We start from the raw sequence: 19,912 nt of genomic DNA on the forward strand, positions 1-19,912 counted from the left end.
GGACTGCAGTGAGCGAGAACGTTGAAATGAACACGGTGGTGCTCGACACCAATATCACGCTCGACCTGTTCGTCTTCCAGGACCCGGTCACCGCGCCCTTGCGCGAGGCGCTGGAGCGGTCGGCCGGCGTCTGGCTGGCCACCGCCGCCATGCGCGAAGAGCTGGTGCGCGTGCTGGCCTACCCGCAGATCGCGCGCCGCCTGGCGGCGCAGGCCCGGCCCGCGCAGGACGTGCTCGATGCGTTCGACCGTTGCACCCGGCTCGTGCCCGAAGCCCCCAAGGCGGCCTTCACCTGCAAGGACGCCGATGATCAGAAGTTCATCGACCTCGCCGCCGCGCACCGTGCCACGCTGGTCAGCAAGGACGACGCCGTGCTCTGCATGGCCCGGCGCATGGAGCGCATCGGCGTGACCATCTGCCGCGAATGGAGGAGTCCTGCCCATGCGGTTTGAACGCCAGCTCCTGGGACTGAGCATCGCGCTGATGGTCTGTGCCCCGTCCTGGGCCGTGCAGCGCTGCGAACTCAACGGCGAGAGCGTGAACCCGAACAACGGCCACACCACGGCCGGCAAGAGCGGCGTGATGCGCTGCACCGACGAGGACGGCCAGGTGCGCCGGCGCGAGCAGACCCTGCGCGAGGGTCGTTTCGTCGGCCCGGTGGTGATGGTGCTGGCGGATGGCGAGCGGCGCGAGTACAGCGTCAACGAACGTGGCAACCGCCACGGTCTGGCGCGCACCTTCGATGCCAAGGGCACGTTGCGCAAGGAGGAGAACCTCGACAACGGCAGCAACGTGGGCGTGCAGAAGCACTTTGCCGAAGCCGGTTACCTGCAGGAGCTGCACTTCTCCGACGAGCGCCGCACGGTGCTCACCATCGCCTACCTGGCCGACGGCACGCTGAAGGAACTGCGTTGCGCGCCGACCAGCGTGCTGCCGCAGGACCGCGAGGTCTGCGGCCACGGCGGGCGCGCGAGCGAGGTCACGCTGTACCGCGAACCCGGCAAACCCTCGGGCACCGTGAGCCACCTCAAGGGCCAGATGCAGCGCCTGAGCGTGCTCGACCGCGAAGGCCGGCTGGTGCGCAACGAGGAGCTCAAGGATGGCCGGCGCATCAAGCGCGTGTTCTACACCTCGGGCCAGCCGCGTTCCGAAACCGACTTCATCGAACGCGACCCCAACGGCCCGGGCGGCCGCGAAGGCACGGCGCGCGAATGGGCCGAGAGCGGCCAGCTCACGCAGGAGACCACCTGGGCCCAGGGTTACGAGCAGCGCATCCAGCAGTGGTACCTGAACGGGAAACCGAAAATGCGCCAACAGATCCGGCGCGAAGGCCGCGAGCTCGAGCGCAACATCGAGAGTTTCTGGGACAACGGCAAGCCCGCGGCCGTCAACGCCGAGCGCAACGGCCGCCTCTGGGGCTGGCAGAAGTACTTCAACGAAGAAGGCGTGCTCGTGCGCGAGGACGAACACGGCGAACGCGGGCTGCTGCAGCGCCGCAAGCGGTACAACGAGCAGGGTGGGCTGGAGCGCGAAGAGCGCTTCCTGGAAGACGGCTCGCGCATCTGAAGTTTCACAAGGAGACGGCCATGGCGATTCGGGTGGTTCGACTGGGCAGCGACAGGGCGGCGGGCGAGGGCACCCGCATCGGCACGGTGCGGCGGCCGCCGCGCGGCGTGCCCAAGACCGAGTTCGCCTCGGGCAACTGGTACGACGTGTGGTACCCCAACCTCGCGCCCAGCGTGGAGACCATGAAGCTCGGCCAGTCCGCCGAGACAGCCGCGCAGTGGAGCGCCTTCACGCGGACATACCGCGCCGAGATGGCCGCGCCCGAGAACGCGCGCAACCTGGAGCTGCTCGCCGCGCTGTCGCACCGCTCGGATTTTTCCGTCGGCTGTTACTGCGAGGACGAATCGCACTGCCACCGTTCGGTGCTGCGCGAGCTGCTGCGGGAAAAGGGCGCGAAGGTCGAGCCATGAGCGGCACGGACCTGCTGGCCCTGCTCACCGCGCTCGGCGCGGCCACGGTGGGGGGCGTGTTCTACGGCTTCTCCACATTCGTGATGAAGGCCCTGGCGCAGTTGCCCGCCGCGCAGGGCGTGGCCGCCATGCAGCGCATCAACATCGTGGTGATCAACCCCTGGTTCATGGGGGCGTTCATGGGCACGCTGCTGCTGTCCATCGCCTGCGTGGTGGTGGCCGTGATGGCCGGGTCGGCCGCGCTGCTCGCCGGGGGCCTGCTCTACGCGCTCGGCACCTTCGGCGTGACCATGGCTTTCAACGTGCCGCGCAACAACCGCCTAGCGCGCCTGGAGGCGGCGTCGTCCGACGCGGCGGCTTACTGGCCGACCTACGTGCGCGAATGGACGCGCTGGAACCACGTGCGCACCGCGGCGGCGCTGGTGGCCGCGGCGTGTGCGGTCCTGGTTTGCTACAACTGACATCCCCCAACCATCACCGAGCGAGGTTCCCATGGCCAGCACACGCTATTCCGGCAGTTGCCATTGCGGCAAGGTCGCGTTCGACGTCGAGGGCGAGATCGGCAGCGCCCTGTCTTGCAACTGCTCGATCTGTTCCCGCAAAGGGTCCTTGCTCTGGTTCGTGCCCCGCGACCAGTTCACGCTGAAAACCCCCGAGGACGCGGCCAGCACCTACCTGTTCAACAAACACCTCATCAAGCACCGCTTCTGCCCCACCTGCGGCATGCACCCCTACGCCGAGGGGGTGGACCCCAAGGGCAACGCCATGGCGGCCGTGAACCTGCGCTGCATCGAGGGGCTGGACCTGAGCACGGTGCCGGTCCACGAGTACAACGGCCGGGACGCGTGACGGGCCTCAGGCCAGGCTGAACCGCTCCGCGCTGGCCCGCTCCCAATAGGTCGTGAACACCGCGTGCTGCGCCGCCAGGTCGGTCAGCAGCGCGCCGGGGGGCGTGGAGGGCAGCAGGTTGGCCAGCAGGCGCACCTCGTTCTCGCTCACGCGGCGCACCAGGTGGTGCGAGGTGATCTGGCGCGGGTGCTGCAGCCCGGCGGCCTGCACCAGTTCCTGCAGCGCCATCAGCGTGCTCTGGTGGAAATGGAACACGCGCTGGGCCTTGTCGGGCACCACCAGCGCCTGCTGGCGCACCGGGTCCTGCGTGGTCACGCCGGTGGGGCAGTGGCCGGTGTGGCAGCTCTGCGCCTGGATGCAACCCAGCGCGAACATGAAGCCTCGCGCGCTGTTGCACCAGTCCGCGCCGATGGCCATGGCGCGCACGATGTCGAAGGCGCTCACCACCTTGCCGGCACAGCCCACCTTGATGTGTTCCCGCAGGTTCACGCCCACCAGGGTGTTGTGCACCAGGCGCAGGCCTTCCTGCAGCGGTGCGCCCACGTGGTCGGTGAACTCCAGCGGCGCCGCGCCGGTGCCGCCCTCGGCGCCATCGACCACGATGAAGTCGGGCCGCACGCCGGTCTGCAGCATGGCCTTGACGATGGCGAACCATTCCCAGGGGTGGCCGATGCACAGCTTGAAGCCCACCGGCTTGCCGCCCGAGAGTTCACGCAACTGGGTGATGAAATGCATCATCTCGATCGGCGTGGTGAACGCGCTGTGCGACGAGGGCGAGACGCAGTCGATGCCCACCGGCACGCCGCGCGCCGCAGCGATCTCGGGCGTGACCTTGGGGCCGGGCAGCACGCCGCCGTGGCCCGGCTTGGCGCCCTGGCTGAGCTTGATCTCGATCATCTTCACCTGCGGGTCGATCGCGTTGGCCTGGAAACGTTCGGGGCTGAAGCGGCCGGTTTCATCGCGGCAGCCGAAGTAGCCCGAGCCGATCTCCCAGATCAGGTCACCACCGTTGAGGCGGTGCCAGGCCGAGATCGAGCCTTCGCCGGTGTCGTGCGCGAAGCCGCCCTTTTTCGCACCGGCGTTGAGCGCCTGGATCGCGTTGGCCGAGAGCGCGCCGAAGCTCATCGCAGAGATGTTGAAGATGCTGGCGTCGTACGGCTGGGTGCAGGTGTCGCCGCCGATGAGCACGCGGAAGTCGTGCGTGGCCAGGGTGCTGGGCTGCAGCGAATGGTTGAGCCACTCGTGGCCGTCGGCGTTCATGTCCAGCTGCGAGCCGAAGGGGCGCTTGTCGGTCTCGCCCTTGGCGCGCGCGTAGGCCAGGCTGCGCTGGCTGCGCGAGAACGGCGTGGCGTCGGTGTCGTTCTCCAGGAAATACTGGCGGATCTCGGGCCGGATCTTCTCCAGCATGAAGCGCAGGTGCCCGATGACCGGGTAGTTGCGCAGCACCGAGCTCTTGGTCTGCCGCAGGTCCCACAGGCCTACGGCCGACAGGGCCCCGAACACCAGGAACGTGAACCCGCCCACCCCGAAGGCCACCAGGGTAAACAGGCTCAGCAGCCCGAACAGCACGCAGAGCGCGAAGGCCGTGTAGCGCACGGGGTAGAGGGCGTTGAGGCGGTCGAGCATGCGGGCTTTCGTGGGTGCACCGGGGAATACACTGCGGGGCATCATAAAACCCCGGCTTCTTTGCACCATGACAACGACGAACACCCCCTCCGACCCGGCCGGCGCGCTGGACCACGACGATTACGACGCGCTCGACGCCATCCTGGACGACCTGCGCACGCGCGGCGACGAGGTGCCGCAGTGGGAGTTCTGCGAAGGCGCGATGGCCGCGCTGCTGTGCACGCGCCGCCCCATCGAGCCCGCCGAGTGGCTGCCCGTGCTGCTGGGCACCGGCCCGCTGCCCACCGCGCCGCAGGACGACGGCACGCATTTCAGCGACACCGCGCAGTACGAGCGCTTCATGGACCTGTGGTCGCGCCGCGAGGCCGAGGTGGCGGCATCGCTGGCCGCACCGGTGGACACGCTGGAAGACGAGCGCAGCTACCACCCCGAGCTGATGGATGTGCGCGGCGCCGTGGCCGCGCTGCCGGACGAAGAGCGCGCCGAGTTCCAGGACCAGGAGCTGCCGGCCTACGCCCAGGTGTGGGCGCTGGGCTTCATGTTCGTGGTGGAGAACTTCGGCGAGGACTGGGAGCCGCCGCGCGACAAGGAGACCGCCGCCTGGATCGACGAGGCGCTCGAGAAGGTGGTCAAGCTGACCGAGGACGACACCGACACCCCCACGGTGAACATGCACGCCGAGGACGGCCCGCCCAGCGTGAGCGACGACCGGCTCAACGCCTTCGGCGCCGCCATCTGGGCGGTCTACGACCTGCACCAGATCGGCAAGAGCCTGGGCCCGCGCGTGGAGCCGGTGCGCAAGGAGGCCACGCCGGGCCGCAACGATCCTTGCCCTTGTGGCAGCGGCAAGAAATACAAAAAATGCCACGGGGCCTGACGGCCGTCCGGGCGCGGTTGACGGATGAACATTCATTCGCTTAAGATCGCGCCCTCATGAAACCCAAGGACGACGACAAGCAGCAGGCCATCGCCAGCGCCACCCTGGCGCTGGTCGAGCGCGTTGGCCTGAGCGGGCTGACCATGGCCGGCATCGCGCGCGAGGCGGGCCTCGCCACCGGCACGCTGTACGTCTACCACCGCTCCAAGGAAGAGCTGCTCAACGCGCTGTACGAGCAGGTCAAGGGTGCGCTGAGCGCGCTGATCGACACTGGCATCGATCCGTCCGTGCCGTTCCGCCGCCGCATCCAGCAGAACTGGACCCGGCTGCTGCGCCACCGACTGGCGCACTACCCGGAGGCGGTGTTCATGGACCAGTACTACAACTCGCCCTGGTTCAGCGAGGCCTCGCGCCAGTTCTCGGCGCGTTTCGCCAGCGGCTGCCTGGGCTTTTTCGACGAGGCGCGGGCGCAGCAGATCGTGAAGGACGTGCCCACCATGCTGCTGGCCGCGAGCTTCTTCGGTTCGGTGCGCGACACCGCCAACCTGCTGCGCAGCGGCGACCTGCAAGACACCGAGGCCGCGCTGGCGCAGGCCTTCGGTCTTTGCTGGGATGGCATCAAAGCCTGAGAAAAGACTTTTCTTCGACACCGTTTTTCACTATAAAGCGAATGAACATTCATTCACTGGTGTACCGGCACTTCAACCCACGACAGGAGAACCCACGCATGCCCACCACGCTCAACATCAACGGCAAGGACGTTCGCGTCGACGCCGACGAATCCACCCCCATCCTCTGGGCCCTGCGAGACACCCTGGGCATGACCGGCACCAAGTTCGGTTGCGGCGCGGCGCTTTGCGGTGCCTGCACCGTGCACCTGAACGGCGCGGCCATCCGCTCCTGCGTCACCCCCATCGCCTCGGCCGTGGGGCAGAAGATCACCACCATCGAAGCAGTGGCGACCGACCGCGTCGGCCAGGCCGTGCAGCAGGCCTGGGTGAAGGCCGACGTGGCGCAGTGCGGCTACTGCCAGAGCGGCCAGATCATGAGCGCCACCGCGCTGCTCAAGGCCAACCCGAAACCCAGCGATGCCGAGATCGACGGTGCCATGGCCGGCAACATCTGCCGCTGCGGCACCTATGCGCGCGTGCGCATCGCCATCCAGGACGCGGCCCGCACGCTGGCCTGAAAGGACACCCCATGCACCTGCACACCCACACCGCCGACCAGATTCGCGCCCACCTGCCGCCCGCGCTGGCCCACCGCCTGGAGGACGCCGAGGCGCCTGAAGGCATCGCGCGCCGCAGCTTCCTGAAGATCGCCACCGCCTCCGGTTTCGCGCTGGGCGCCTACCCCCTCATCGCCAGCGCCCAGCAGGGTGCGGCCCCCGCCGCCACCGGTCTGAAGCCCGACCAGCAGCCCGCCGCCTTCGTGAAGATCGCGCGCGATGGCACGGTCACCGTCACCGTCAACCGCCTGGAGTTCGGCCAGGGCACGCACACCGGCCTGGCGATGGTGCTGGCCGAAGAGCTGGACGCCGACTGGAGCCGCGTGCAGGCCGTGCACGGCAACGCCGACCCGGCCTACAACGACCCGGCCTTCGGCATGCAGATCACCGGCGGCTCGACGGCGGTCAAGCACTCGTACACCCAGTACCGCGAGCTCGGCGCGCGCACGCGCGCCATGCTGCTGGCGGCCGCCGCGAAGCAGTGGAACGTGCCGGTGGCCTCGCTGGCCACCGAGCGCGGCGTGGTGATCGGCCCCGGCGGCAAGAAGCTCGGCTACGGCGCCCTGGCCGACGCCGCCATGCAGCAGCCGGTGCCGGTGCAGGTCACGCTCAAGGACCCGTCGCGCTTCAAGCTGATCGGCCAGCCCACGACGCGGCTGGACGCGAAGGCGAAATCCAGCGGACGGCAGGGCTTCGGCATGGACGTGCGCCTGCCCGGCATGCTCACCGCCGTGCTCCAGCACCCACCGGTGTTCGGCAGCAAGGTGGCCTCGGTCGATGACGCGGCCGCGCGCGCGGTGAAGGGCGTGAAGGCCGTGCTGCGTGTGCCGCTGCACGATGGCGGCGAAGGCGTGGCCGTGGTGGCCGAGGGCTACTGGGCCGCGAAGCAGGGCCGCGATGCGTTGAAGGTGCAGTGGAACGACGCCGGCCGCGAGAAGGTGGACAGCGCGCAGCAGCTCGTGAGCTACCGCGCCCTGGCCGCCAAGACCGGCCACATCAAGCACGACGCCGACATGGCGCCGCTGGCCAACGCGCCGCACAAGATCAGCGCCGAGTTCGTGTTCCCCTACCTGGCGCACGCGCCCATGGAGCCGCTGAACTGCACGGTGCAGCTCACCGGCAGCGGCGCCGCCGCCAAGGCCACCGTGTGGACCGGTACCCAGATGCCGGGGCTGGACACGGCCGCGGCCGCGCGCACGCTGGGCGTGAAGCCCGAGCAGGTGACGATGAACGTGCAGATGGCCGGCGGCGGCTTCGGCCGGCGCGGCCTGCTCACCAGCGATTTCGTGGTCGAGGCCTGCACCATCGCGAAAGCCGCGCAGGCCGCCGGCCTGAGCGCGCCGGTGCGCACGGTGTGGAGCCGCGAAGACGACGTGCGCGGCGGCTACTACCGCCCCATGCACCTGCACCGCGCCGAGATCGGCTTCGACGCGCAGGGCAAGGTGCTGGCCTGGGACCACGTGATCGTGGGCCAGTCCATCATGGCCGGCACCTTCTTCGAACCCATGATGGTCAAGGGCGGCGTGGACGAGACCATGGTCGAAGGCATGGGCAAGCCCTACAGCGTGCCCATGCGCCTCTCGGCCCACCACCCCAAGCTCAACGTGCCGGTGCTGTGGTGGCGCAGCGTGGGCTCCACGCACACCGGCTACGTGATGGAGACGCTGATCGACGACATCGCGCGCGCCACGAAACAGGACCCAGTGGCCTACCGCCTGAAGCTGATGGACGACAAGGCCGTGCGCCACCGCGCCGCGCTGCAGCTCGCGGTGGACAAAAGCGGCTACGGCAAGAAGGCCCTGCCCGCCGGCCGCGCCTGGGGCGTGGCGGTGCACGAGTCCTTCGACTCGGTGGTGGCCTACGTGGTCGAGGCCTCGGTGGTCGACGGCACGCCCAAGCTGCACCAGGTCACGGCCGGTGTGCACTGCAACCTCGCGGTGAACCCCAAGAGCGTGGAAGCGCAGATTCAGGGCGGGGCGCTGATGGGCCTGTCCATGTGCCTGCCGGGCGCGGCCATCACCCTGAAGGACGGCGTGGTGGAGCAGAGCAACTTCGGCGACTTCGCGGTGCCGCGCATCACCGACATGCCGGCCATCGCGGTGCACCTCGTGCCCAGCGCCGACGCGCCCACCGGCGTGGGCGAACCCGGTCTGCCGCCGCTGGCGCCGGCGTTCGCCAACGCCATCGCGAGCCTGACCGGCAGGCCGCTGCGCGAACTGCCGTTCAAGCTGGCGTGACGCGGCCGGTCTAGAACGTGCCGAGGTCGAACGGCCCGCCCTGTGCCAGCGCGCGCTGGTAGGCGGGCCGCTCGTGGATGCGGCGCAGCCAGTCCGCGAGCTTGGGCCGGTTCTTCAGCAGGCCGCGCGCGGCGGCGGCTTCGATGCCGAAGCTCATCTGCACGTCGGCCGCGCTGAACGAGCGTCCGGCGAACCAGGGTCCGTGTTCCGCCAGCTCGGCTTCGAGGTAGTCGAAGTGCCGCTTGAGGTTGGGCGTGACGAGCAGCTTCTTGACCTGGGACGAGATGCCCAGCGCCACCGGGCGCACGATGAAGGGGCTCTTGCGCTCGATCTGGTCAAACACCAGTTGCAGCAGCAGCGGCGTGGCCAGCGAGCCTTCCGCGTAGTGCAGCCAGTAGCGGTAGCGCAGGAAGGACGGTGTGCCGTGCGCGGGCGCGAATTGGCCTTCGCCGTAGGTCTCGACCAGGTACTCCAGGATCGCGCCCGATTCGGCCAGCGTGGCCTTGCCGTCGGTCACCACGGGCGATTTGCCCAGCGGGTGCACCTTCTGCAGCGAGGCCGGCGCCAGCATGGTCTTGGGGTCGCGCTCGTAACGCTCGATCTGGTACGGCACGCCCAGCTCTTCGAGCAGCCAGAGCACGCGCTGCGAGCGCGAGTTGTTCAGGTGGTGGACCGTGAGCATGAAGGGCTGCCTTTCAAATGGGGGTGGTGCCGTGCCAGTGTAGGGGCTGCGTTCAGGCCAGGGCCGGCGGCAGGGCCTGCGCCAGGAAGTCCCACACCTGGCGGATGCGCGGGTTGCTGCGGATCTCGCGGTGCACCGCGAGCCACACCGGCAGCGGCGGGATCGGCAGCATCGGCAGCAGCGGCACGAGGTCGGGGTTGCGGCGCGCCACATAGCGAGCCAGAAAGCCCACACCCAGTCCCGCGTCCACCGCGGCCTGGTAGGCGTTGAGGTCGTCGGTGCGCACGGCGAAGTTCTCGCGCTGCATCGGGTAGCCCATGGCCGCGAAGCCGCGCAGGATGTCGGTCTGGCGATCGTTGCCCACCAGGTCGTGCGCCAGCAGATCCTGCGGCGTGCGCGGCGTGCCCCGGCGGCGCAGGTAGTCGCGGTGGGCGTAGGTGCCCAGGGCCACCTGGCCGACCTTTTTGCACAGCAGGGTGGCCTGGTCGGGGCGCACCATGCGCAGCGCGATGTCGGCCTCGCGCTGCAGCAGGTTGCTCACGGCATTGCTCGACACCAGCTCCACCTGGATGTCCGGGTGGGCCTGGCGCAACTGCAACAGCACCGGCGGCAGCAGCACGCAGGTCACGGGCTGGCTCGCGCTGATGCGCACCGAGCCGCGCGCATCCTGCTGCGCGCCCGAAGCCTGGCGCGCGAGCTGGTCGGCCGCGCTGGCCATCGCGCGCGCCGCCTCGGCCAGCCGGTGGGCGTGCGCCGTGGGCACGAGGCCACGGCCGGTGCGCTCGAACAACACCACGCCGAGCTGCGTTTCGAGCTCGCCGATGTGGCGACCCATCGTGGGCTGGGTCGTGGCCAGGGCCCGCGCGGCGGCCATCAGGCTGCCCCGGTCGAGCGCCGCGAGGAAGGAGCGGATGAGGGTCCAGTTGAAATCACCGGTATTCATTTGTGCATGGCTGATGTTCAGTTTCATCCCATTGTGAATGGGGCGATCTGTTTCCACAATCGATGCCATGGCGCCGGTGGTCGGTGTTTCGCGGAGTTCCTCATGAAAACCATGCCCTCTTCTTCCTCCCCTGCCGGCACGGTGCTGGTGCTCGGCGGTCGCGGCCGCTTGGGCCTGGCCGCGGTGCAGGCCTTCGCGCGCGACGGCTGGCGCGTGCTGGCGCAGATGCGCCCCGGTGCACAGGCACCCACGGTGGCCGGTGTGCAATGGCTGGCGCAGGCGGTGGACACGCCGCAGGCCGTCGCCGACCTGGTGGCGCGGGTGCGGCAGGCGGGCGGCGCCACGGTGGTGGTGCACGCGCTCAACCCCAACCAGTACACCCGCCCGGCCTGGGAGCGGGAGAACGGGCCCCTGCTGCAAAGTGGCATGGCCGTGGCGCGCGCGCTGGCCGCCACGCTGATGCTGCCGGGCAACGTCTACAACTTCGGCCAGGGCATGCCGGCGGTGCTGCTCGAAGGCGCACCGTACCGGCCGACCATGGCCATGGGCCGCGTGCGCACCGAGATGGAAGAGCGGCTGGAGGCGGCCACGCAACGCGGGGAACTGCGCGCGGTGATCGTGCGCGCCGGCAATTTCTATGGGCAGGGCCAGGGCACCTGGCTGGACCGCGCGATGCTCACCGGCATCCGCCGCGGCAAGCTGGTGTTTCCCGGTCCGCTGGACGTGCGCAACGCCCTGGGCCTACCTGCCCGACCTGGCGCAGACCTTCGTCGCCCTGGCGCGTGTGCGCGAGACCCTGCCCGCGTTCGAGTCGCTGCACTTCAGCGGCCACACGCTCACGGGCCGCGATTGGGTGAATGCCCTGCAGCCACTGGCCCGCGAGCAAGGCTGGCTGCGCGAGAACGAGGCGCTGCGCGTGGGTGGCATGCCCTGGCCGCTGATCCGCGCGCTCGGCCTGGCCATGCCGACCCTGGGCGCGCTGGCCGCCTTGCGCTATCTCTGGAACCAGACCCACCGGCTGGACAACCGCCGCCTGCGTGAGCGGATCGGCAGCGAGCCGCACACGCCCTGGCCGCAGGCCTTGGAACACACGCTGCAGGGCCTGGCGCTGCTGGGCGCCGAGGGCGTGACCGCGTTGCCCGCGCGGGCCTGATGTCCATGGACCGCCGGCGCTTCATCCGCCTTGCGGGCGGCGGCGCGGTCGCCGTCACCCTGGGCGCCTGCGACAGCGCGCTGCCGCCCGAGGCCATTGCCGCCTGGCAGGGGCCGGGCGAGCAGACCGACGTGCGCCGCTGGCTGGTGGGGCACGCGCTGCTCGCGCCGCACTCGCACAACCTGCAGTCCTGGCTGGTGGACCTGGGCGTGCCCGACGAGATCACCCTGTTCATCGACCGCAGCCGCCTGTTGCCCCAGACCGACCCGCATTCGCGCCAGATGATGATGAGCCAGGGCTGCTTCATCGAACTGCTCGACCTGGCGGCGCGAGAGAAGGGCCTGCGCGCGCAGATCGAGCTGTTCCCGCAGGGCGCCTTCGGCCCCGAGACGGTCGATGCACGGCCGACCGCGCGCATCCGCCTGGTGCCCGAGGCGTCGGTGGCGCCCGATCCACTGTTCGCGCAGATCTTCCACCGCCGCACGAACCGCGAGGCCTATGAGGCGCGCGAACCCGATGCCGCTGCCCTGGAGGCGATCAGCGCCAGTGTGCAGGCTTATCCGATGCGGGTCGGTTTCGTGGGTGCCGCGCAGTCGGAGGCGCTGGCGCGGCACCGCCGCATCGCCCGCGAAGCCTGGCGCATCGAGCTGGTCACGCCGCGCACGGTGATGGAGTCGCTCCAGGTGCTGCGCGTGGGCCCGCAGGAGATCGCGCGGCACCGCGACGGCATTTCGCTCAACGCGCCGATGGTGCGCGCGCTCGTGGCCCTGGGCCTGTTCGACCGCCGCGAGGTGCCCGCGCCCGACGGCACGTCGACGACGACCCAGATCCAGGACTTCAACACCCGGATCGAGCACACGCCCGCCTTCTTCTGGCTGGTGACCGAGGGCAACGACCGCTGCACGCAGATCAACGCGGGCCGCGCCTATGTGCGGGCCCAACTCGCCGCCACCGCCGCGGGCCTGTCGATGCAGCCGCTGTCGCAGGCGCTGCAGGAGTACCCCGAGCAGATAGGGCCATACAACGAGATCCATCGGCTGCTGGGTGCGCCGGCACCGCGCTTCACGGTGCAGATGTGGGCCCGGCTGGGCTATGCGCCGGTGATCGGGCCCTCGCCCCGGCGCGGTCTCGCGGCGCACATCCTCAAGGCTTGAGTTCGAACGCCGCCTCCGCGAGCGCCACGCCGTTGACCCGCAGGTCGATGAGGTGCGTGCCGGGGTAGAGCGTGCGCGTGGTCACGGGCTTGAGGCTGTGGCGCTTTTCCAGCGCGCGTTCTTCGCCGGGCGCGAGCGTGAGCTTCCAGCCCTTGAACACCTTGGGCGAGGCGCTGCCGTTGGCGCGCACGTGGTGCACGGCGTAATCCACGACCAGCGACTGGGGCTGGCGCGCGCTGGAGCGCAGTTGCACGCGCAGGCCGATCTCGCCGCCGACCGCCGCGCGCTTCGCCGTCAGCGCGAGCGTGGCCTCGCCCTGCAGGCCGCTGCCCAGGCCCCAGGCCGCCAGCGTGGGCGCGTGGCCGGCCTTGATCAGGCCGCGGCTGGCGTGGCGCAGCAGCGCGTTGCGCGCATCGGGCGCGTCGATCAGGTGGTCGCGCACCCAGCCCGCGACCAGGTCGGGGTGGTCCTTGGCGATGTCGTTGAGGTGGTTGCGCAACACTGCGGCGCACGTAGCTGCTGGGGTCGTCCTGCAGCGCGCGCAGCAGGGGCAGGGTGGGGGCCGGGTCCAGCACCAGCGCCTGCAGCCGCAGGCCCCAGGGCAGGCGCGGGCGGCTGCCTTCGCTCACCAGCCGACGCACGTGCGCGCTCGGGTCGTTCACCCACTGGCCCAGGGTGTCGAAGGCCAGGGCGGGGTGGCGCTGGATCAGCGGCCGGATGGCGAACTCGGCGGTAAAGCGCTGCGTGACCGCGTGCAGGCAGGCCAGGCCGCGCCGGGCCGCCGCTTCGTCGGCCACGCCCCGGCGCGCCACGAATTCGCCGACCGCCCACAGGGCCCAGCCGCCGATGCCGTGCTCGTCGCGCGCCTCGCCGAGCTTGAGCGGTTCGCCCTGGGCGTCCATGGCCAGGGGGGGCGCGAGGCTGGCCTCCAGCAGTTCGCAGGCGGCGTTGAAGTCGTCGGGCAGTGTGGCTTCCAGCGCGTCGGCCAGCTGCATGGCCCGGGCCTTGAACTCCAGCTGTTCCAGGCCGGTGGCGGCCTGGGCCTCGAAGCGCTTGCGGTCGAATGTCGGCCAGGCGCGGCGCAGGTGGTGGCCGGCGTTGACGACGGTGGCCGGGCCGATGAGGTTCTTGAACGGTTCCATGGGCTTCAGGTGCGGGGCAGTCGTTGCAGGAGGCCGGCCAGCGCATGGCGCACCGTGGCCTGGCGCACGGCGGCGCGGTCGCCGTCGAAGCGCTGGTGCTCGGTGAACACGCCCTCGGGCGTGGCCCAGCCGAACCACACCGTGCCCACCGGTTTCTCGGCGCTGCCACCGGTGGGGCCGGCCACGCCGGTCACGGCCACGGCGAGCTGGGCCGGCGAGTGCGCCAGCGCGCCCGAGGCCATGGCGCGCGCCACCGGCTCGCTCACGGCGCCGTGCCGCTCGATCAGCAGGGCCGGCACGCCGAGCAGGCCGTGTTTGGCGGCGTTGGAGTAGGTGACGAACCCGCGCTCGAACCAGTCGCTGGAGCCCGAGAGCTCGGTGCAGGCACCCGCGATCAGGCCACCGGTGCAGCTTTCGGCCGTGGCGATCATCAGGCCGCGCGCCTTGAGGGCGGCGGCGAGTTGTTCGACCAGGGCGGTGGTGGTGTCGGGCATGTTCAGAGCCTCCACAAGGCGATGACGATGAGCGTGCAGAAAGCGGCGGCGAAGTCGTCGAGCAGGATGCCGAAGCCGCCGCGCGGGCCGAAGCCCTTGAAGGTCCGGTCGGCCCAGGCCATGGGGCCGATCTTGACCATGTCGAACAGCCGGAAGATCAGAAACGCCGCAAGCTGGGCCCAGAAGCCGCTGGGCGAGATCATCCAGAGCACCAGCCAGAAGGCGACCACCTCGTCCCACACGATGTGGCCGGAGTCGGCCACGCGCAGGTGCCGCGCGGTGACGGTGCAGGCCCACCAGCCCGCGAGCGTGGCCGCGGCGATCACGACCGCCCAGGTCAGCGGCGTGAGCAGCGGGTCCAGCAGCAGGAAGGCGACCCAGGCCCAGAGCGTGCCGGCCGTGCCCGGCGCCAGGCGGCTCAGGCCAGCGCCCGCGCCGAGCGCGAGGAAGTGGGCGGGGTGGGCAAGCAGGAAACGCCAGGTCGGGCGGGTGAGCGGCGCGTCGTTGGCGGTGTCGGGCATGCGGGGATTATCGGGCGGGCACTCAGGCGAAATGGTCGAAGCCTTGTGCGCCGAGTGGCACCTCCTGGCCCGCCGCGCCGAGCAGGCGCAGGCCCGGGGCGGCCGTGATGCGCCCGATGCGCGTGACCGGCGTGGCGCTGTCGGCCGAGGCCTGGGCAATGGCCTCGCGCGCTTCGGGCGCGGCGGTGAACAGCAGCTCGTAGTCGTCGCCGCCGGCCAGCAGGCATTCGAGCCACCGCGCCTCGGGCAGGCCTTGCAGCGCAGGGGCCACGGGCAGGGCCGGCAGGTGGATCTCGGCGCCCACGCCGCTGGCCTGCAGGAGGTGGCCGAGGTCGCCGGCCAGGCCGTCGCTCAGGTCGATCGCGGCGTGCGCGCCCGCCACGGCCGACAGCGCCACACCCAGGGCGTTGCGCGGTGTGGGCCGCTCCAGCCGCGCGCGCGCTTCGGCCTCCACGGCCGTGCCGGCCCATTCGGTGCCGCGCAGCTGCTCCAGCGCCAGCCGGGCTTCGCCGGTGCGGCCACTCACATACAGGTCGTCGCCCGCGCGCGCGGCGTCGCGCCGCAGCGCCTGGCCGGGTTTCACCTCGCCGAAGACGGTGATGCAGAGGTTGAGAGGGCCGCGCGTGGTGTCCCCCCCACCAGCGGGCAGGCGTGCGCATCGGCCAGCGCGAACAGCCCTTGCGCGAAGCGCGCGAGCCAGTCGCTGTCGGCGTGGGGCAGGGCGAGCGCGAGCGTGAAGCCCAGCGGGCGCGCGCCCATGGCGGCGAGGTCGCTCAGGTTCACGGCCAGCGCCTTGTGGCCCAGCGCTTCGGGGTCCACGTCGGCGAAAAAATGCCGGCCCTCGACCAGCATGTCGCTGGAGATCGCGAGCTGGTGGCCGGGGCTGGGTTGCAGCAGGGCGCAGTCGTCGCCGATGCCCAGCACCACCGCGCCGTCCCCACCGGTCGCTGGCGCGCGCTGGAAATGGCGGCGGATCAGTTCGAACTCACCCATGCGCTTGGGGCGAACCGGCCGAGGGTGCCGGGGCAGGGGGTTCGTCGTCTTCGCCGCGGCGCGCGGCCCGGGGCGGAATCAGGAAGCTCAGCGGCGCGGCGCGGATGCGGCGCTTGATCGCGGCGCGGATCAGCTGGCGATTGACCTCGCTGATGTTCTGCGCCTGCAGCGCGAGGCGGAACGCGAGGTAGAAGCTCACGCCCAGGTTGAGCGGCCCGACGGCGAGCACACCGGCCACCGCCCACCAGAAGGCGGGCTCGGTGAACACGTCCCAGCCCAGCGCCATGGCCGCGGCCGTGACCTGGCCGGCCGAGAGGGTGACGTGGCGCACGTCCAGCGGCAGGCTGAAGAAGGCCGCGAACGCGGGCACCAGGCCGAGCATGAAGCCCAGCGAGATGTTGGCCGCCAGGCCCGAGATGTTGCGGCGCATGAAATCGGCCCAGCGCGCGGCGCGCTCGCGCCCGAGCACGGCGGTGAAGCGCGGGTTGTGCTGCATGGCCGAGTCCAGGTTGTGGAACACGTACCAGTTCTCGACCCAGCCGGCGATGATGCTGGAGGCGAACAGCAGCACCCCGGTGAAGGCCGCGAAGAACACGGTGGGGCCGAGCAGGTGGATGTCGTTGAGCACGTGGTGCGCCTTGTCCTCGTTCACCATGGCCTGGCCGGTGAGCAGCTGCAGGCCCAGGCTGATGAGCACCACCACGGGGATCACCAGGCCCACGTTGCCCACGATGGCGGCGATCTGCGAGCGGAACAGGTTGCGCGACCTCGTCGACGAAGCGGCGCACCGCGCCGGGCGCCTTGATGTCGCGCAGCTTGGCGACCATGGCTGGCGCGGTCACGGCGGGCTGCTCTGGTGCGCACCGTGAGGTGCAGCAGCATGATCAGCACGAACGAGGCGGCGTAGTTCAGGCCGGCGGCAAAGCCGCCCCAGAACGCGGTGAGGCCCAGCCCGTACAGCAGGAACTTGATCCAGGTCGTCAGGCCGATGATGGCGCCGCCGCCGGCCGCCTTGCGCACCATTTCGCGGTACTCGGCGGCGTTGCGGGTGATGTAGTGCTCGCCGCTCTCGGCGCTGCGCTCGGCCACCTTGGCCGCGGTGAGGTGCGAGCTGCTGGCGATGAGCGAGCGCACGCTGCGGTTGTCCAGCCCGACCTGGGCCAGGTCGGCCAGCAGCGCGGCGGTGGCGCGCTCGGGCTGCTCGGACTGCAGGCAGTCCAGCAGCTCCTTGACGCGCACGATGCGTTCGCGCAGCTGGCGCAGGCGGAACACGATGCCGACCGACACGCCGTGCTCTTCCAGGTGCGAGTACACGGTGTAGGCGGCGTGGCGGCAGGCGTCGAGCTGCTGGCGCAGCACATCGGCGGCGGCCAGGGCTTCGGGGCTGCGTGCGCCGTGGCTGTTCACGGCACGGCGCAGCGCCTCGAAATCGGCCGGCAGCTCGTGGAAGGGCCGCTGGGCCTGCGCCTCGGGCGACATGCGGATGCGGATTTCCGAGGCGAAGCCGGTGGCGCTGATCTGGCTCACGCAGAAGATCAGCGCGTCCATCAGCGCGGTCTGCCAGAAGCCGGCGGGCGAGTCGGCGGCCGGGGCCTCGTCGGCCGGCGCCGCGATCAGCAGGCTGCGCAGGCGCTTGAGGGTGTCGCTGTCGAGCGCCTTGAGCCAGCGCACGTCGAAGCGCGCGGACAGCAGCAGGTCGAACAGCTCGGCCATGTCGGTGGTCTCGGGCGTGCCCGGCAGCACTTTCTTGCGCAGCCGGTTGCCGAATTCGCTCAGAAAGGCGGTGCGCGGCGCGAAGCCGTGGTCGGCCAGCAGCGGCGTGAGGTCCACGGTGGCGATGAAGCGGCCCCACCAGCGGCGCCAGCGCGCCTGCACGGCGGGATCGCCCTGCACGGTGTCGAGGAACAGGCGCACGCGGCCGACGCTGGCCTGCACGTCGGCCTCTTCGCCGCGCACCCAGCGCAGCGCGCCGATCAGCCACAGGTGGCGCAGCGCCAGCGGGGCGTCCGGGTCCAGGGTGTCGAGCGGGGTGGAGGTGGGCATGCGGTCGTCGGAGTGGGGGCCGCGTGTCGGGGCGCCGGGTTTCAGTGCAGCACCCGCGCCGGTGCGTCGCCCGAGCCCGGGGCGCGCAGCGCGAACTCGGCCACCTCGGCCTCGAAACGCTCACCGTCTTCGGCCACGCAGAAGAAGCTGCCGCGCATGGTGCCCGTGGGCGTGGCCAGGCGCGTGCCGCTGGTGTACTGGAAGGATTCTCCGGGCCGCAGCAGGGGCTGGTGCCCGACCACGCCCAGGCCCTTGACCTGCTCGGTCTGCCCGCGCGCGTCGTCGATGATCCAGTGGCGCGCGATCAGCTGTGCCGGCACCTCGCCCGCGTTGGTGATGGTGATGGTGTACGCGAAGGCGTACACGTCTTCGTCGGGCGACGACTGTTCGCTCAGGAACTGGGGTTCGACCTCGCAGGTGAACAGGTATTTCGGCATGGGCGGCATGTTACCGCGCGCCTGCGTCAACGCGGTGGCCCTGCGAGAATGGGGTCTTTGGCCCGATCCCGCGCCCACTCATTCCCCACCAGCCAGGTTGCCCATGTCCCAGCTTCCCGTCCAGCACCGCATCGCCCCCTCCATCCTGTCCGCCGATTTCGCCCGCCTGGGCGACGAGGTGAAGAACGTCATCGCCGCCGGCGCCGACTGGATCCACTTCGACGTGATGGACAACCACTACGTGCCCAACCTGACCTTCGGGCCCATGATCTGCCAGGCGCTCAAGCCGCATGCCAAGAAGCCCGACGGCACGCCGGTGCCGATCGACGTGCATCTGATGATCCAGCCGGTGGACGCGCTGGCCGGTGCCTTCATCGACGCCGGCGCCGATCTCGTGAGCTTCCATCCCGATGCGAGCACCCACGTGCACCGCAGCGTGCAGGCCATTAAGGCCAAGGGCGCCAAGGCCGGCCTGACCTTCAACCCCGGCGCGCCGCTGGACGTGCTGGACTGGCTGATCGACGACATCGACCTGATCCTGATCATGAGCGTGAACCCGGGCTTCGGCGGCCAGAGCTTCATCGATTCCGCGCTGCGCAAGATCGAGGACGCGCGCCGGCGCATCGAGGCCAGCGGCAAGGACATCCGCCTGGAGGTGGACGGCGGCATCAAGGCCGACAACATCCGCCGCGTGGCCGACGCAGGGGCCGACACCTTCGTGGCCGGAAGCGCGATCTTCGGCAAGCCGGACTACAAGGCCGTGATCGACCAGATGCGCGCGGCGCTCCAATGAGAAGCATCGACGACGCCCGGCTGGGCGCCGGGCCGCTCCCAAGCCCGGCCAGCCCCCTCGGGGGGCAGCGACCCGCGCAGCGGTGGAGCGTGGGGGCCTTGATCGTCGACCTTGACGGCACCATGGTCGACACCTTGGGCGACTTCGACGTCGCCCTGAATGAAGCCCTCAAGGACCTGGGCCGCCCGGTCGTCGCCCGCGCCGACATCGAGCGCATGGTGGGCAAGGGTTCGGCGCACCTGATCCGCTCGGCGCTGCTGCACGGCGGGCTTGGTGCCGACGAGGCCGCCCGCCTGCAGCCCGAAGCCTGGACGCGCTACCAGGCGCACTACCTGGCCATCAACGGCCAGCACAGCGCGGTCTACCCCGGTGTCGTCGAGGGCCTCGCGGCGCTGCGCGAGCGGGGCCTGCCGCTGGCCTGCCTGACCAACAAGCCGCTGAACTTCGCGCGCCCGCTGCTGCAAGCCAAGGGCCTGGCGGACTTTTTTGCCCACGTGTTCGGCGGCGACAGCTTCGAGCGCACCAAGCCCGACCCGCTGCCGCTGCTCAAGACCTGTGAAGCCCTGGGCACGGTGCCGGCGCAAACGCTGATGGTGGGCGATTCGCAGAACGATGCGCTGGCCGCGCGAGCTGCCGGCTGCCCGGTGGTGCTGGTGACCTACGGCTACAACCACGGCGAGCCGGTGCGCGGGGTCGACGCCGATGCCTTCGTGGACCGCCTCGACGGCCTGCCCGGCTTGCTGCAGGCAGGGGCCTGAAGACGA

General features: G+C 70.6%; 21 protein-coding genes and 2 pseudogenes. 14 read left to right on the plus strand and 9 right to left on the minus strand.

Annotated elements, in window-relative coordinates:
• Nucleotides 1–8 precede the first annotated feature (8 nt).
• From ACFJI0_RS26245 to ACFJI0_RS26265, 5 genes are read left to right on the plus strand one after another with little or no spacing between them, the layout of a single operon-like run.
• Entirely contained in the window at nucleotides 9–452 is a 444-nt protein-coding gene (locus tag ACFJI0_RS26245) for a putative toxin-antitoxin system toxin component, PIN family (protein ID WP_382322924.1), read from the plus strand.
• Nucleotides 442–1,566, plus strand: a complete 1,125-nt coding sequence (locus tag ACFJI0_RS26250; protein WP_382322925.1) for a hypothetical protein — start codon at nucleotides 442–444, stop codon at nucleotides 1,564–1,566. The genes ACFJI0_RS26245 and ACFJI0_RS26250 overlap by 11 nt, the downstream gene beginning before the upstream one ends.
• 20 nt (nucleotides 1,567–1,586) lie before the next feature.
• Nucleotides 1,587–1,976: a DUF488 domain-containing protein gene (locus ACFJI0_RS26255; protein ID WP_382162739.1), complete on the plus strand. Its 390-nt coding sequence runs from the start codon at nucleotides 1,587–1,589 to the stop codon at nucleotides 1,974–1,976.
• Nucleotides 1,973–2,437 (plus strand): DUF1772 domain-containing protein, encoded by a 465-nt coding sequence (locus tag ACFJI0_RS26260; RefSeq protein WP_382322926.1) that lies wholly within the window; start codon nucleotides 1,973–1,975, stop codon nucleotides 2,435–2,437. The genes ACFJI0_RS26255 and ACFJI0_RS26260 overlap by 4 nt, the downstream gene beginning before the upstream one ends.
• Nucleotides 2,438–2,468: 31 nt before the next feature.
• Entirely contained in the window at nucleotides 2,469–2,825 is a 357-nt protein-coding gene (locus tag ACFJI0_RS26265; protein ID WP_382322927.1) for a GFA family protein, read from the plus strand.
• Nucleotides 2,826–2,831: 6 nt separating this feature from the next.
• Here ACFJI0_RS26265 and ACFJI0_RS26270 read toward each other — a convergent pair whose 3' ends face one another.
• Nucleotides 2,832–4,451: an FMN-binding glutamate synthase family protein gene (locus ACFJI0_RS26270; protein WP_382322928.1), complete on the minus strand. Its 1,620-nt coding sequence runs from the start codon at nucleotides 4,449–4,451 to the stop codon at nucleotides 2,832–2,834.
• A gap of 67 nt (nucleotides 4,452–4,518) precedes the next feature.
• Here ACFJI0_RS26270 and ACFJI0_RS26275 point away from each other — a divergent pair, with 67 nt between their 5' ends.
• From ACFJI0_RS26275 to ACFJI0_RS26290, 4 genes are all read left to right on the plus strand, one after another.
• Entirely contained in the window at nucleotides 4,519–5,328 is an 810-nt protein-coding gene (locus ACFJI0_RS26275) for a UPF0149 family protein (RefSeq protein ID WP_382322929.1), read from the plus strand.
• A 56-nt stretch (nucleotides 5,329–5,384) separates the two neighbouring features.
• Nucleotides 5,385–5,957, plus strand: a complete 573-nt coding sequence (locus ACFJI0_RS26280; protein ID WP_382322930.1) for a TetR/AcrR family transcriptional regulator — start codon at nucleotides 5,385–5,387, stop codon at nucleotides 5,955–5,957.
• A gap of 98 nt (nucleotides 5,958–6,055) precedes the next feature.
• A complete protein-coding gene (locus ACFJI0_RS26285) occupies nucleotides 6,056–6,517 on the plus strand; it encodes a (2Fe-2S)-binding protein (protein ID WP_382322931.1) in 462 nt (153 codons plus the stop codon).
• A gap of 11 nt (nucleotides 6,518–6,528) precedes the next feature.
• Nucleotides 6,529–8,793: a molybdopterin cofactor-binding domain-containing protein gene (locus ACFJI0_RS26290; RefSeq protein ID WP_382322932.1), complete on the plus strand. Its 2,265-nt coding sequence runs from the start codon at nucleotides 6,529–6,531 to the stop codon at nucleotides 8,791–8,793.
• Nucleotides 8,794–8,803: 10 nt separating this feature from the next.
• Here the strand turns inward: ACFJI0_RS26290 and ACFJI0_RS26295 are convergent, their stop codons facing one another.
• Nucleotides 8,804–9,475 (minus strand): glutathione S-transferase family protein, encoded by a 672-nt coding sequence (locus tag ACFJI0_RS26295; protein ID WP_382162718.1) that lies wholly within the window; start codon nucleotides 9,473–9,475, stop codon nucleotides 8,804–8,806.
• A gap of 52 nt (nucleotides 9,476–9,527) precedes the next feature.
• The gene (locus tag ACFJI0_RS26300; RefSeq protein ID WP_382322933.1) at nucleotides 9,528–10,418 is read right to left on the minus strand and encodes a LysR family transcriptional regulator; all 891 of its coding nucleotides are present in this window, start codon (nucleotides 10,416–10,418) and stop codon (nucleotides 9,528–9,530) included.
• Nucleotides 10,419–10,520: 102 nt separating this feature from the next.
• Between ACFJI0_RS26300 and ACFJI0_RS26305 the strand changes: the two genes are divergently transcribed.
• Genes ACFJI0_RS26305 through ACFJI0_RS26315 form a run of 3 tightly spaced genes read left to right on the plus strand, consistent with a single transcriptional unit; the run spans nucleotide 10,521 to nucleotide 12,725 of the window.
• Nucleotides 10,521–11,459 carry an NAD-dependent epimerase/dehydratase family protein gene (locus ACFJI0_RS26305; protein ID WP_382322934.1) on the plus strand — a complete coding sequence of 313 codons (939 nt, stop codon included), beginning with the start codon at nucleotides 10,521–10,523 and terminating at the stop codon, nucleotides 11,457–11,459.
• Nucleotides 11,407–11,571, plus strand: coding sequence for a hypothetical protein (locus ACFJI0_RS26310; RefSeq protein WP_382322935.1), 165 nt, complete (start codon nucleotides 11,407–11,409; stop codon nucleotides 11,569–11,571). The genes ACFJI0_RS26305 and ACFJI0_RS26310 overlap by 53 nt, the downstream gene beginning before the upstream one ends.
• Nucleotides 11,571–12,725 (plus strand): Acg family FMN-binding oxidoreductase, encoded by a 1,155-nt coding sequence (locus tag ACFJI0_RS26315; RefSeq protein ID WP_382322936.1) that lies wholly within the window; start codon nucleotides 11,571–11,573, stop codon nucleotides 12,723–12,725. Before ACFJI0_RS26310 ends, ACFJI0_RS26315 begins: the two co-directional genes overlap by 1 nt.
• Here the strand turns inward: ACFJI0_RS26315 and ACFJI0_RS26320 are convergent.
• The 6 genes and pseudogenes from ACFJI0_RS26320 to apaG all read right to left on the minus strand — a co-directional run bounded on the left by ACFJI0_RS26320 (nucleotide 12,715) and on the right by apaG (nucleotide 18,355).
• Nucleotides 12,715–13,227, minus strand: coding sequence for a hypothetical protein (locus tag ACFJI0_RS26320; protein ID WP_382322937.1), 513 nt, complete (start codon nucleotides 13,225–13,227; stop codon nucleotides 12,715–12,717). The genes ACFJI0_RS26315 and ACFJI0_RS26320 overlap by 11 nt on opposite strands.
• Before the next feature lie 645 nt (nucleotides 13,228–13,872).
• Complete coding sequence (locus tag ACFJI0_RS26325) at nucleotides 13,873–14,361, minus strand: CinA family protein (RefSeq protein ID WP_382322938.1); 489 nt, start codon at nucleotides 14,359–14,361, stop codon at nucleotides 13,873–13,875.
• Nucleotides 14,362–14,363: 2 nt separating this feature from the next.
• Nucleotides 14,364–14,882 carry a phosphatidylglycerophosphatase A gene (locus ACFJI0_RS26330; RefSeq protein WP_382162700.1) on the minus strand — a complete coding sequence of 173 codons (519 nt, stop codon included), beginning with the start codon at nucleotides 14,880–14,882 and terminating at the stop codon, nucleotides 14,364–14,366.
• A 22-nt stretch (nucleotides 14,883–14,904) separates the two neighbouring features.
• Nucleotides 14,905–15,875, minus strand: a pseudogene (thiL, locus tag ACFJI0_RS26335) (thiamine-phosphate kinase).
• Nucleotides 15,868–17,918, minus strand: a pseudogene (locus tag ACFJI0_RS26340) (site-specific recombinase). The pseudogenes thiL and ACFJI0_RS26340 overlap by 8 nt, the downstream one beginning before the upstream one ends.
• A gap of 41 nt (nucleotides 17,919–17,959) precedes the next feature.
• Nucleotides 17,960–18,355 (minus strand): Co2+/Mg2+ efflux protein ApaG, encoded by a 396-nt coding sequence (gene apaG / locus ACFJI0_RS26345; RefSeq protein ID WP_291117488.1) that lies wholly within the window; start codon nucleotides 18,353–18,355, stop codon nucleotides 17,960–17,962.
• 103 nt (nucleotides 18,356–18,458) lie between these two features.
• Between apaG and rpe the strand changes: the two genes are divergently transcribed.
• Together rpe and gph are read left to right on the plus strand one after the other, a co-directional pair.
• Complete coding sequence (gene rpe / locus ACFJI0_RS26350; RefSeq protein WP_382322939.1) at nucleotides 18,459–19,148, plus strand: ribulose-phosphate 3-epimerase; 690 nt, start codon at nucleotides 18,459–18,461, stop codon at nucleotides 19,146–19,148.
• A gap of 122 nt (nucleotides 19,149–19,270) precedes the next feature.
• On the plus strand, nucleotides 19,271–19,906 hold the full coding sequence (gene gph, locus ACFJI0_RS26355; protein WP_382325845.1) for a phosphoglycolate phosphatase: 636 nt from the start codon (nucleotides 19,271–19,273) through the stop codon (nucleotides 19,904–19,906).
• Nucleotides 19,907–19,912: the final 6 nt, after the last annotated feature.

Origin of the sequence: Hydrogenophaga sp. UC242_53, from assembly GCF_042696965.1 — a bacterium.
Taxonomy (GTDB): domain Bacteria; phylum Pseudomonadota; class Gammaproteobacteria; order Burkholderiales; family Burkholderiaceae_C; genus Hydrogenophaga.

Bases quoted from the DNA above. Each gene is read 5' to 3' on its own strand.
- ACFJI0_RS26250 (WP_382322925.1), top strand. From the start codon at position 442: ATGCGGTTTGAACGCCAGCTCCTGGGACTGAGCATCGCGCTGATGGTC.
- ACFJI0_RS26255 (WP_382162739.1), top strand. From the start codon at position 1,587: ATGGCGATTCGGGTGGTTCGACTGGGCAGCGACAGGGCGGCGGGCGAG.
- ACFJI0_RS26260 (WP_382322926.1), top strand. From the start codon at position 1,973: ATGAGCGGCACGGACCTGCTGGCCCTGCTCACCGCGCTCGGCGCGGCC.
- ACFJI0_RS26265 (WP_382322927.1), top strand. From the start codon at position 2,469: ATGGCCAGCACACGCTATTCCGGCAGTTGCCATTGCGGCAAGGTCGCG.
- ACFJI0_RS26270 (WP_382322928.1), bottom strand. From the start codon at position 4,451: ATGCTCGACCGCCTCAACGCCCTCTACCCCGTGCGCTACACGGCCTTC.
- ACFJI0_RS26275 (WP_382322929.1), top strand. From the start codon at position 4,519: ATGACAACGACGAACACCCCCTCCGACCCGGCCGGCGCGCTGGACCAC.
- ACFJI0_RS26280 (WP_382322930.1), top strand. From the start codon at position 5,385: ATGAAACCCAAGGACGACGACAAGCAGCAGGCCATCGCCAGCGCCACC.
- ACFJI0_RS26285 (WP_382322931.1), top strand. From the start codon at position 6,056: ATGCCCACCACGCTCAACATCAACGGCAAGGACGTTCGCGTCGACGCC.
- ACFJI0_RS26290 (WP_382322932.1), top strand. From the start codon at position 6,529: ATGCACCTGCACACCCACACCGCCGACCAGATTCGCGCCCACCTGCCG.
- ACFJI0_RS26295 (WP_382162718.1), bottom strand. From the start codon at position 9,475: ATGCTCACGGTCCACCACCTGAACAACTCGCGCTCGCAGCGCGTGCTC.
- ACFJI0_RS26300 (WP_382322933.1), bottom strand. From the start codon at position 10,418: ATGAATACCGGTGATTTCAACTGGACCCTCATCCGCTCCTTCCTCGCG.
- ACFJI0_RS26305 (WP_382322934.1), top strand. From the start codon at position 10,521: ATGAAAACCATGCCCTCTTCTTCCTCCCCTGCCGGCACGGTGCTGGTG.
- ACFJI0_RS26315 (WP_382322936.1), top strand. From the start codon at position 11,571: ATGTCCATGGACCGCCGGCGCTTCATCCGCCTTGCGGGCGGCGGCGCG.
- ACFJI0_RS26325 (WP_382322938.1), bottom strand. From the start codon at position 14,361: ATGCCCGACACCACCACCGCCCTGGTCGAACAACTCGCCGCCGCCCTC.
- ACFJI0_RS26330 (WP_382162700.1), bottom strand. From the start codon at position 14,882: ATGCCCGACACCGCCAACGACGCGCCGCTCACCCGCCCGACCTGGCGT.
- apaG (WP_291117488.1), bottom strand. From the start codon at position 18,355: ATGCCGAAATACCTGTTCACCTGCGAGGTCGAACCCCAGTTCCTGAGC.
- rpe (WP_382322939.1), top strand. From the start codon at position 18,459: ATGTCCCAGCTTCCCGTCCAGCACCGCATCGCCCCCTCCATCCTGTCC.
- gph (WP_382325845.1), top strand. From the start codon at position 19,271: ATGGTCGACACCTTGGGCGACTTCGACGTCGCCCTGAATGAAGCCCTC.